General features: G+C 61.0%; 10 protein-coding genes. 8 read left to right on the top strand and 2 right to left on the bottom strand.

The window, feature by feature from the left end:
- The 8 genes from xseA to VFE81_RS15490 all read left to right on the top strand — a co-directional run.
- Positions 1-1,034: exodeoxyribonuclease VII large subunit (gene xseA / locus VFE81_RS15525; protein WP_325045441.1), on the top strand; the 1,034-nt coding region annotated here is incomplete at its 5' end.
- 219 nt (positions 1,035-1,253) lie between these two features.
- Complete coding sequence (gene sodB, locus VFE81_RS15520) at positions 1,254-1,832, top strand: superoxide dismutase [Fe] (protein ID WP_325045440.1); 579 nt, start codon at positions 1,254-1,256, stop codon at positions 1,830-1,832.
- Between the two features lie 425 nt (positions 1,833-2,257).
- A complete protein-coding gene (locus VFE81_RS15515; RefSeq protein WP_325045439.1) occupies positions 2,258-3,049 on the top strand; it encodes a transcriptional initiation protein Tat in 792 nt (263 codons plus the stop codon).
- 8 nt (positions 3,050-3,057) lie between these two features.
- A complete protein-coding gene (locus tag VFE81_RS15510) occupies positions 3,058-4,089 on the top strand; it encodes a substrate-binding domain-containing protein (protein WP_325045438.1) in 1,032 nt (343 codons plus the stop codon).
- A gap of 134 nt (positions 4,090-4,223) precedes the next feature.
- Positions 4,224-4,892, top strand: coding sequence for a c-type cytochrome (locus tag VFE81_RS15505; protein ID WP_414695600.1), 669 nt, complete (start codon positions 4,224-4,226; stop codon positions 4,890-4,892).
- On the top strand, positions 4,889-5,824 hold the full coding sequence (locus VFE81_RS15500) for a c-type cytochrome (protein ID WP_414695599.1): 936 nt from the start codon (positions 4,889-4,891) through the stop codon (positions 5,822-5,824). Before VFE81_RS15505 ends, VFE81_RS15500 begins: the two co-directional genes overlap by 4 nt.
- A gap of 944 nt (positions 5,825-6,768) precedes the next feature.
- Entirely contained in the window at positions 6,769-7,347 is a 579-nt protein-coding gene (locus tag VFE81_RS15495) for a glycine zipper family protein (RefSeq protein WP_325045437.1), read from the top strand.
- A gap of 502 nt (positions 7,348-7,849) precedes the next feature.
- Positions 7,850-9,388: a PQQ-binding-like beta-propeller repeat protein gene (locus VFE81_RS15490; RefSeq protein WP_325045436.1), complete on the top strand. Its 1,539-nt coding sequence runs from the start codon at positions 7,850-7,852 to the stop codon at positions 9,386-9,388.
- A 259-nt stretch (positions 9,389-9,647) separates the two neighbouring features.
- On the opposite strand, the gene VFE81_RS15485 is transcribed toward VFE81_RS15490, so the two are convergent.
- Positions 9,648-11,078, bottom strand: a complete 1,431-nt coding sequence (locus VFE81_RS15485; protein ID WP_325045435.1) for an NYN domain-containing protein — start codon at positions 11,076-11,078, stop codon at positions 9,648-9,650.
- Positions 11,079-11,227: 149 nt separating this feature from the next.
- Positions 11,228-11,593, bottom strand: a 366-nt coding sequence (locus VFE81_RS15480; protein ID WP_325045434.1) for an ATP-dependent Clp protease proteolytic subunit, incomplete at its 5' end; no start/stop codon positions are given.

Genomic DNA, 11,593 nt, shown 5'->3' with positions numbered 1-11,593 from the left:
AGGGGCGTCTTTATGAAGCCTTTCTTCGGCTGAAGGCGCAACTCGAAGCTGAGGGGCTCTTTGCCGCCGAACGCAAGCGTGCTTTGCCGGCCCACCCGCGTGCGATCGGCATCGTGACATCGCTACAGGCCGCGGCATTGCGTGACGTCCTGACCACCTTGTCGCGCCGCGCGCCGCATATTCCGGTGATCGTCTATCCGGCACCGGTGCAGGGCGTGGGCGTCAGCGCGAAGCTCGCCGCGATGGTCGATGCAGCCAACGCGCGGCGCGAAGTCGATGTGCTGATCGTGTGCCGCGGCGGCGGCTCGATTGAGGACCTCTGGGCGTTCAACGAAGAAGTGCTGGCGCGCGCGATTGCCGAAAGCGCCATACCGGTGGTGAGCGGCGTGGGTCACGAAACCGATTTCACGATCGCCGACTTTGCCGCCGACGTGCGCGCACCGACGCCCACCGGCGCCGCCGAACTCGTCAGCCCACAGCGCGTGCTGTTGCTGCGCGAACTCGATCATCGGCATGCGACGCTCGCACGCGGCTTTGGCCGCATGATGGAGCGGCGCGCCCAACAACTCGACTGGCTCGCGCGCCGGCTGGTGTCGCCGGCTGAGCGGCTCGCGCGGCAGCGCACGCACCTGCAGCAATTGAGCGTGCGGCTGGCATCGGCGGGCGCGCGTCCCGTGCGTGACGCTCGAGCGCGGTTTTCTCTGCTGGAGATGCGCTGGCAGCGCTGGCGCCCCGATCTCGCCGCGCATCAGACGAAGCTCGGCAATCTTTCGCAGCGTCTGGACGCCGCATTGTTACGCCAGCATGAACGTCAGTCTGCGCGTATCGACACGCTGGCCGCCCGGCTCGAGGTACTGAGTCCACAGCGCACGCTGGAGCGCGGTTATGCGGCCGTGCTCGATGCACAGAGCGGCCGCGCAGTGCGCGCGCCGTCATCGCTGAAACCGGGGCGGCGCCTTACGGTGCATCTCGCGGAAGGGGCGGCGGACATTGCCCTCGCCGACGTGCAACCGCGCCTGACCGACGGTTTCTGACACTTCGCCGACGGCACACAAAGGCGTATTTTTGACGTCCGCATGGGGCAGGCACAGCTCATGCGGATGCACTAAATACGCTATGTGTGCGGCATGTTCGCCGATGCCGGACATAAAGTCCGTTGGTTTGCGGGGTTATTCCAACTCGCCTACAATCGAGTGCTCAAAAGCGTTATCCGCAGACTCCCCCACAACAGATACAGACACAAGGAAAGCACCATGGAACATACGCTCCCGCCGCTGCCGTTCGCGAAAAACGCACTTGCGCCGAACATGTCGGAAGAGACGCTTGAGTATCACTACGGCAAGCACCACCAGACCTATGTGACCAACCTGAACAATCTGATCAAGGGCACGGAGTTCGAGAATCTGTCGCTCGAAGAGATCGTCAAGAAGGCATCGGGCGGTGTTTTCAATAACGCTGCTCAAGTGTGGAACCACACGTTCTTCTGGAACAGCCTGTCGCCGCAAGGTGGCGGTGCACCGACCGGCGCACTGGCTGACGCGATCAACGCCAAGTGGGGTTCGTTCGACAAGTTCAAGGAAGAATTCGCCAAGACCGCAATCGGCACGTTCGGCTCGGGTTGGGCATGGCTGGTGAAGAAGGCCGACGGTTCGCTCGACCTGGTGTCGACGAGCAATGCTGCTACGCCGCTGACCACGGACGCGAAGGCGCTGCTGACAATCGACGTGTGGGAACACGCGTACTACATCGATTACCGCAATGCGCGTCCGAAGTTCGTTGAAGCGTACTGGAACATCGTCAACTGGGAATTCGCGTCGAAGAACTTCGCGTGAGATTGCTGGTTTTTGTAGCGTGACAATATAGTTCGGATCTCCAACAAAATTGGAAATCCAAATAGATCGCTGCAATGAAGTCTTGAACCGGTATTAAAACGGAAAGCCCTCCTTCGCGAGGGCTTTCTGCTTTTTCAACCTCTGGAACTTGGGGCGACCAACCGTCGGCTGACGCCTGGTCTCCGCTGACGCATACCGCTGCACGCAATCTGCATCAACAGGTCATCACCTCCTCAGCGATCGGTCCGCATCGCATGAATCATCGGCCACACAAATAATTCAAATCTGAATTCACGATTTCTATTCTCGATCGGATATCCCTAGACTTGGCAAACGTTAATAAGACATGCCACGTCGATTGAATCACTCGTGCGCCCGCATTCTCGCGACCCTGGCAGTTCGAACAACAACAAGGAGATACAGGCATGACTAACCAGAATGCGCGCCGCAGTGCGTTAAAGACGTTTGGCCTCGCCGCCGGCACGGCGCTTCTGAGCGCCACCGGGCAATCGCGAGCGATCGCAGCCGACGCGGCATCCTTGCTACCCGCAGGGGCAGGCAATCTATCCGAACTGACCCAGCGATTGGCCGCAGCCCCAAGGCGACGTGACTTCAAAACGGTTCCCATGATTCTCGATCATCCTGACCAATGGGATCACGAGGCGCTGTCTACTGTCATCGGGTATCGAGGCAGCCCGAAACAGGTTTGGGACAACACCGAGCTTGGCGGACCGTGGCTGAACCTGATGCGCAATGCGTTGAATGCGCAGATCTGGTCGTTCAAACATCCGGATTTCCTCGTGGTATCGGCAACCCATGGGTCGGCCCATGTGTCCTTGTTCGACCAGACCACGTGGGACAAGTATGGTCTCGCGAAAATGAGCGGCAACAAGTTTGCGACCAACACACTGCTCGACAGTAAACCGGCTGAGGCGATGGGCCACGACAATCATGAAGTTGCCGAAGGCGCTTTTTCGTCGCACGACAACAGCATCCCGGCGTTGCTGAAAAGAGGTGTCGTCTTTTTGTCGTGTCACAACGCGATCTGGGAACTGGCGGAGAAACTGCTCGCCGCCAACGCGAATCCGGACAAGTTGTCGCTGGATGCGCTTGCAGCCGATCTAACGAACCATGTCATCCCGAGTGCGATCGTCACGCCTGGCGTGGTGGCCACGCTGGTCGAACTTCAACAGGCCGGCTTTCACTACGCCAGTTAAGGACCAGCATGGCACTCACTCGCACTCACAATCGGTTGCATTGGTCTCGACGGTTCTTGCGGTTAACGCTTGCGGTCTCACTGTGCTCGCTGTCTTGCGCTACGGGAATCGCGTGTGCGTCGCCCGCATCGGCGGAGACTGATGTTTTTCCGCCGTGGCAGCATGGAGAAAATAACGACGTGCCTGATCGGGGACTCGAATTCACCGTTCCGCAAGTCGACGTGCTGGCCGATTTCCACGGCAACCTGTCGTCGCCCAAGCTTGTGCTGTTCGTGGGAGGTAACTATTTCTTCGCGATGGCACCGCTTGTTGCGCAGTTCGAGAAAGACAACCCCGAATATCGCGGGCGGATTTTCTGGGAAACGATTCCACCAGGTCTACTGGTCAAGCAGATGAAGGCCGGCGGCACGATCACGGTCGGCAATATGACCTGGACAGTCAAGCCTGATGCTTATTTCGCCGGTTTGGCGAAGGTTAAAGATCTCATCGCGGACGGCACGCTAACAGACCCCGCCGTACCCTACGTGACGAATCAGTTGACGATTATGGTTCGTCGTGACAACCCTCAGCACGTCACGTCGCTCAAGGATCTGGCGAGACCCGAGTTGCGGCTCGCCATGCCCAATCCTGAATTTGAAGGCGTGACACGACAGATCAAGGCATCGCTGGTGAAAGCGGGTGGCGACGCGCTCGCCAAGACCGTCTACGAGGATAAGGTACAGGCCGGATCGACGGAGTTGACCCACATACATCACCGGCAAACCGCGCTTTTTCTAATGCAGAATCGCGCCGACGCCGGCGTGGTCTGGAAATCCGAAGCCCTGTTCCAGGAGCAGATCGGGCATCCTCTTGCTCACGTCGACATTCCCGCCGATGAAAACACGACCGCGATCTACGCCGGTGCGCTGGTCAACGGCGCGGCGCATCCGCAGGCTGCTCGCAAGTGGCTCGCCTTCATTCGCTCGCCCGCCGCGTTTCAGATATTCCAGCGATACGGCTTCGGAAAGTACGAACCGACTTCGACTTCGACCATTCAATGATGCGCTGTTGCGATTCGGCGGGAACAGTCGAACGCTAGCTGGATACCAACACCAGGCGGGTCACAACTCGCGATAATTCTGAAGGAGACGATGTGGACTATTCGCTCATGATAGGGCGGTGCAGATACCTGACCATGTATCTGACCATAGCGAGCACATTGCTGGCGATGTCCGGTGCTCACGCGGATGATCTGACCGCTGGACAAACCATCGCGATGCAGGGCACGGCGAAGGGTGTCGCCGCGTGCATCAGCTGTCATGGCGCGAAGGGTGAAGGCAACGCCGCGGCAGGCTTTCCGCGTCTTGCAGGCATTAGTGCACCCTATCTGTCAGCACAATTGGCAGCGTTCGCAGACGGCACGCGCCAGAACCCGATCATGCAACCGTTGGCGAAACTGTTGTCCGCGAGCGAGCGTAATGATGTTGCGCAGTACTTTGCCTGGCTGCAGCCGTCTCCGGGCATAAACACGAGTGGTAACGAGTCAGTCAAGCCGTCGGACGTTGGCGCATGGATCGCCACGCGCGGACGCTGGGGCGACGGTCTGCCTGCGTGTGTGCAATGCCACGGGCCGGGCGGAATCGGTGTAGGCGCCACGTTTCCACCATTGGCCGGCCAGCCGGCGTCATACCTAGCGAGCCAGTTGCAAAGCTGGAAGAGCGGCACCCGGCCGCCTGGGCCCATGGCGTTGATGCCGGCCGTCGCGAGCAAGCTCTCCGACACGGAGATCACGGCTGTTGCCGCCTACTACGGCGGTGGCGGAGTGCCGGCCGACGGGACCTCTGCGAACGGGAGCAAGCAATGATTGATCGAACCTGGTTGTCTCGTGGCGTGCTCGTTGGGATGTTGAGTGCAGTAGCCGGTTCGTGCCTGGCTGCTAACGCCGAAATGCCGGCGTTGCCCGCTTCTTCTGCGCAAGACCCCGCGTCGTCATCGGTAAAACCATTCGCGCCACCGGCAGAGTCGAGCATGCCGACGGACGGTTTCGGCAAAACGGTCAAACTGGGCGAGCAAATCTTTTTGCATACCCAAACGTTCGCAGGGAAGTACGTCGGTAACACGCTGAACTGTGCAAGCTGCCACCTCGATGCAGGTCGCAAGGCGAATTCGAGTCCGCTGTGGGGTGCGTATCCCTTGTATCCGGCCTATCGGAGCAAGAACGGGCATGTGAACTCGTTCGCCGAGCGCCTTCAGGGATGCTTCCAGTACAGCATGAACGGCAAGGCGCCGCCGCTTGGCGATCCGGTGCTCGTGGCATTGGAAACGTACGCCTACTGGCTCGCGAAAGGCGCGCCTATTGGCGAAAAACTGCCCGGACAAGGTTATCCCAAGCTTCCCGCACCCGCGCAAAAGGCGGACTACGCGAGAGGGAGCGCCGTCTATGCACAGCACTGTGCGCTATGCCACGGCGCCGATGGGCAGGGACAGTCGAGCGGAGGACAAGCTGTCTTCCCGCCACTGTGGGGTGCTCATTCGTTCAATTGGGGCGCTGGAATGGGCGATATTCAGAACGCCGCCGGTTTCATCAAGGCGAATATGCCGTTGGGCTTGGCAGGAACGCTAACGGACCAGCAGGCGTGGGACGTGGCCACGTTTATGGACAGCCATGAACGTCCGCAAGATCCTCGTTTTCAAGGTTCAGCTGAAGCTACGCGAGCGAAGTTCCATGACTCACCGCACTCGATGTATGGTCAAACCGTTAATGGACAGATTCTGGGCGCGCCCGGAGCCCGATGATGTTATGCGTCGCCACGAGCACCACCTCGTGTATGCGCGTCGATGAATATCTCGTCCCGTAAAGCAAAGGTCCGGCTATGAGCCGCGGCCGATCGCGCAAACCGTGGTGCCCGACTTTCCGTCATTGAGCGCTGAAACGTCATTCGTTCTGCCGTCGCCCGCGCGGGTGCGATTTCGTCTGGCTGCGCGCCAGCGCTACCCGCTTGCGCTGACGCGCGAGCGGGGCCGCCATCCGCGCCCAGTTAAGTGCAAGCTTTGTCACAGTTGGTAACTGCGGCAACGTCAGCGGACCACTGCACCGCGCCGGTTCAAACCTTGCTCGCGTGCGATCAAGGCTGCGTTGACGCGGCCCCCGTCGTATCGGAATCCGCTGACATCTGTCGATGCCGATGACCGCGCCCACCGCCCGTGGGCGCAACCGAACTCGCCGGCGCGGGTGGCGGCGGGTGATTCATGTATTGAAAATTTTGCGCAATCGAGGCGCTCGGAAATGTCGTTGTCGAGGGCTCGATCACGGTACTCGGAAGCGTCGTATTCGACTGCGCGAAAACGGGCGATATGCAGCCGACAGAAGCCGCCACTGCGAAAACAAATCGATTCATCGGGTGATCGCCTATTGCATGGATTGGTGCTGCCTGAGGCATGGGTGAGCGCACGTCCAGCGGAGCCGCGGTATGACGCGGGAGAGTGCTTCGGCAACCAGATCGCGTGGCCCTGGAGGACGTCAGTTTAGGTCGCGAGGCGTGAAATCAGATTGCCGCTTCGCTTACAAGCGTTACCCCACGAGTGGGGCGGGCGATCGGGACGCCATTTCTGTACGGCGCGGGACAGCGTGTGAGCCATTGCGCAGATGTAAGCGAAAAACTTTCTGTAACGATTCTGTAACCAGGGACGGTGCCGTTTGGCCTAACGTTTGAATTCCAATCTCTCTAAAACGTACCAACATGATCTCCAGCACCAGGTCGATAAGCATCGCCATACCGGCCGCCGTTGTCGCGCTCGCGCTTGGCGGTTGTGCGGTGATGCCGCCGAGCGGTCCGAGTGTGGTCGCGCTGCCGCGCAGTGGCGAACCGCTTGGGCAGTTCCAGCAGGACGACTACGCATGCCGCGACTACGCTAACCGCTCGACGGACCCGAACGGGGCCGCGCAGGCTGCGACCACAAACAGCGTGAATAGCGCCGCGCTGGGCACGTTCGGCGGCGCTGCTGTCGGCGCACTGATCGGTGCGGCGGCGGGTAATGCCGGCGCGGGCGCGGCGATCGGTGCGGGCAGCGGGCTGTTGATCGGCGGCGCGAACGGCGCGAATGGCGCGCAGTATTCCGCCGCAGGTCTACAAGCGCGTTACGATGCTTCTTACGCGCAGTGCATGACCTCGAAAGGCAACACAATTTCGCAGCCGCCGCAGCCCGCCTACTATGCGCCGCAGCCAGCTTATTACGCACCGCAGCCGTACTACTATGCGCCGCCGCCGCGGTATGTCGCACCGCCCCCGGTAATGTACGCGCCTTATCCTTATTACTGAGCTTGATCGGCAGCCTCGCTTCACCGGGGACGAAGCGTTTACGTCAGGCACCAGGCAAGCTTATTGCGGTAACGCTTTTGTCATATCTGGCGGAAAGGCACGAAACGATGGCGGCATACCGACCGGCAAAGGGCGTACGTTTGGATCGAGGGCCAGAGACGCCGCTTGTCTGGCGGTTCAACACGGCCCGCAAAGTCCACTCCGCTCCTGCCGGCACGCGCCGTTTCTGACTCCGCCATGCGACGCAGCCCGACGCACGGCGTGGGTCGGGCATCGTGCGAACGAGGCGACCATGCAGCGACCGCAAACCGGTACGTTCACTCCGAGTGTGCGGTCCCGTGTGTGCGCATGGCTCACGATTGCATTCGTCGTCTCCTGTTTCCTTTCTTGCGGCGGCGGGTCAGGGGGTGGATCGGGTACCGCCTCGGGTTCAGCGGCCGGCGGCGGCGCCACCAGCGGCGGTGGTAGCGGCACGAGCGGTACCGGATCGACCGGCGGCTCAATGGGTTCAGGCAGCACGTCTACCGGAACGACCGCCTACGCCACCGACGTGCTGATGCATCACAACGATCTCGCCCGCACCGGCCAGATGCTTGCCGAGACGACACTGACGCTCGCGAACGTCAATTCAGCCAGCTTCGGCAAAGTCGCGTTTCTCGCCGCGGATGGCAAGGTCGATGCGCAGCCGCTGTTCGTGACCAGTCTGCCGATCGGCGGCAAGTCGCATGATGTGGTCTACGTCGCGACCGAACACGACAGCGTGTACGCCTATGACGCCACGACCTTCGCCCAGTTATGGAAGGTCTCGTTGACAGGCCGCGGCGAAACACCCAGCGACGACTTTAGTTGTCCGGATTTCACGCCGGAAATCGGCATTACGTCGACGCCGGTCATTGACCGCAATCGTGGCACGAACGGCGTCCTGTACGCCGTGGCGATGACCAAAGACAGTAACGGCGCCTATCATCATCGTCTGCATGCGCTGGATCTGACTACCGGCGCGGAAGTGCTGGGCGGCCCGACCGAAATCGCCGCGACCTACCCGGGCAACGGTGCGGGCAGCGTCAACGGCCTGATTACCTTTAATCCTTCGCTGCATACGGAGCGCGCTGCCCTCACGCTGGTTGGCGGCAACATCTATATGGGCTGGACCGCGCACTGCATGGCGGGCGCGTACACCGGCTGGCTGATGGCCTATAACGCCGGCACGCTCCAGCAGACCAGCGCGCTCAATATCACGCCGAACGGCAGCCAGGGATCGATCTGGATGGCGGGCTCGGGAATGGCGTCGGACGGCACCTCGATTTACGTCGTGGACGGCAATGGCACGTTCGGCACCACGCTGAATGCGCAGGGCTTTCCCGCCGACGGCGACTTCGGCAATTCGTTGATGAAGTTGTCGTCAGGAAACCTGCAGATCACCGATTACTTCGCCATGGATAACGTCGTGGCCGAGGCCAATGCCGACAACGATTTCGGCTCGGGCGGCGTGATGCTGTTGCCGGATCAGACGACCACGGGGGGCGTCGTCAAACACCTGGCGGTGTCTGCGGGCAAGGACAACAACATCTATGTCGTCGATCGCGACTCGATGGGCAAATTCAGTCCGACAGCAAACAACATCTGGCAGGAGCTGAGCGGCACGCTCGCGGGTGGTATCTGGGGTTCGCCGGCTTACTACAACGGTGTGGTGTATTACGGCGGCTGGAACGATAACCTGAAGGCGCTGCCGGTCTCGGGTGCGTTTCTCGCGGCCACCGCTTCGTCGAAGAGTCCCACCACATTTGCTTATCCCGGTGCGACGCCGGCCGTGTCGGCGAACGGCTCGAGCAATGGCATCGTCTGGGCGGCGGAAAACGGCACAACGGGTGCCCTGCATGCGTACGACGCAGGCAATCTCGCGAGCGAGCTGTACAACAGCAATCAGGCCGGGACGCGCGATCAATGGGGCGCGGGCAACAAGTTCATCACGCCGATGATCGCGCGCGGCAAGGTGTATGTGGGTGCGACTAACGGGGTGGCGGTGTTTGGTTTGCTGTGAGTGCTGCTGTCGCGGTTTCAGGTGTCGCCGTAGACAACCGTCGCGGGATGAAGTGCGCTGATATTGCCGATCGCGGAGCAGGTGTCGTTGAGCTGTGGGACGCGCTGATGCCATCACCGTTTCGGCTCGATCGAAGCGCCATGAACCGGAAATGGAAAAGCCCCTGTTCATCACGAGCAGGGGCTTTTTTGTTCGCAGCGGCGGAGCGTGTACTGCGACACTCCCATTGCTTCGGTACGCGTCACACAATATGAGACGCTTACTCCGCGTCGCTCGTAGCGGCTGTCTTTCGCGGGCGGCGACTACGTGGCGCAGTTTTGCGCGCTGCCTTCTTGGCGGCCGCGGGCGCTTGTTCTTCGGCGACTGACGCTGCCGGTGCTTCAGCAGGCGCCGCGACCTCTGGGACCTCCTCGATCTTTCGCGGCGTTGCCTTCTTCGTTTTCTTCGCGGCTGTCTTGCGCGGTGCGCGTTCCTTGCCGCGCTTGGGTTGCGTGCCGCTCGCTTCCTGTGTTTCTTCGACGGCTACCGCGACCGGTTCATCCGCAAAGGGCGCTGGTTCTGCCCAAGCCGTTTCCGGCTGTTCGAAAACGAATTCGTGGGATGGTGGCGAGTGCGTGTGCACGGTCTCCGCTTGAGCCTGTGCGTGGCCGCCGTGTTCGACGGCCGTGCGCTCTTCATGCGCGGCTTCCTGCTGGCCACGACCGGGCTTGCGATTGCCGCGGCCTCGGCGTCGCGACTCCTGCTTGCCACCCGACCCGGCGACCACTGTTTCGGTAACCTGGGCCTCAACCATCTGTTCTGCCGACTCGCCAGATTCGGCCAGCTCATTCACGTTTTCGGCGCCCACATTCGCGGTCGTCCCCCGATAAACGTATGCGCCTGACTTCTCGTCGCGGCCGAATTCGAGCAGCCCACGCGCCTGAGCTTCTTCCAGCAGATTGCCGAATGCGCGAAACCCATAGTACGTCTCGTTGAAATCGGGCTTGCGGCGCTTGATCGCGTTCTTCAGCACCGACGCCCAGATCTTGCCGCTGTCGCCACGTTCGGACGCGAGCGCGTCGAACGTCTGCACCGCGATCTCGACCGCTTTGGTGCGGCGTTTTTCGAGGTCTTCCTTGTTGCGTGACTTTTCTTCGTCGGGCGCACGTTTGGCCGTCTGCTGCGCGGCCTGTTGCGGGCGCGACGACTCGCGTTTGGCTACCGTGCGCTGACTTTCGCGGACGAGGTCGTCGTAAAAGAAGAATTCGTCGCAGTTTGCGATCAGCAGATCGGAGGTGGATTGCTGTACGCCGACGCCGATCACCTGCTTGTTGTTCTCGCGCAGCTTCGACACCAGCGGCGAGAAGTCCGAGTCGCCACTGATGATGACAAAGGTATTGACGTGCGATTTCGTGTAGCAGAGGTCGAGCGCGTCGACCACAAGCCGGATGTCGGCCGAATTCTTGCCGGATTGGCGCACGTGCGGAATCTCGATCAACTCGAAATTGGCCTCGTGCATCGGGCCTTTGAAACTCTTGTAGCGGTCCCAGTCGCAATACGCCTTCTTCACGACAATGCTGCCCTTGAGCAGCAGACGTTCGAGCACCAGCTTGATGTCGAACTTGTCGTACTTCGCGTCGCGCACGCCGAGCGCAACGTTTTCGAAGTCGCAGAATAGCGCCATGCTGACGGTTTCGTTGGATGACGCCATGAATATCTCCATTGAAGCGATCGTCAAATTCGACGAATCGCAACCATGATAGCGATTCCTAGGGCGGCGATCAGCTTTTGTGTTCCTGGCGCACCGATATGGCGGGCAAAAAGCCGTCCGGCATGTGTGAGCAGGGCGACTTTGCCGCACTACATGTCATGGTGACGACCCGGGTCGCCTAGCGCCGCGCGTGTTTCCAGCACCTCGTCGACGAGGCCATACGTCTTTGCGCCGTGGGCCGACATGAAGTTGTCGCGGTCGGTGTCGCGTGCGATCTCCTCGATGCTGCGCCCGGTGCGCTCGGCCATCATCGCGTTGAGGCGTTCGCGCTGGTAGAGCACCTCTCGCGCCTGGATTTCGACGTCGGCAGCGGTGCCCTGGCTGCCGCCCGACGGTTGGTGAATCATGATGCGCGCGTTCGGCAGCGCGTACCGTTTACCGCGCTGGCCTGCGGTCAGCAAGAATGTCCCCATGCTGGCGGCAAAGCCGGTGCACAAGGTCGACACCTCGGGCTT

Source organism: Paraburkholderia sp. (genome assembly GCF_035656215.1).
GTDB lineage: Bacteria > Pseudomonadota > Gammaproteobacteria > Burkholderiales > Burkholderiaceae > Paraburkholderia.
The sequence above is the reverse complement of the archived record's forward strand: the minus strand, read 5'-3'. Positions and strand labels throughout refer to the sequence as shown.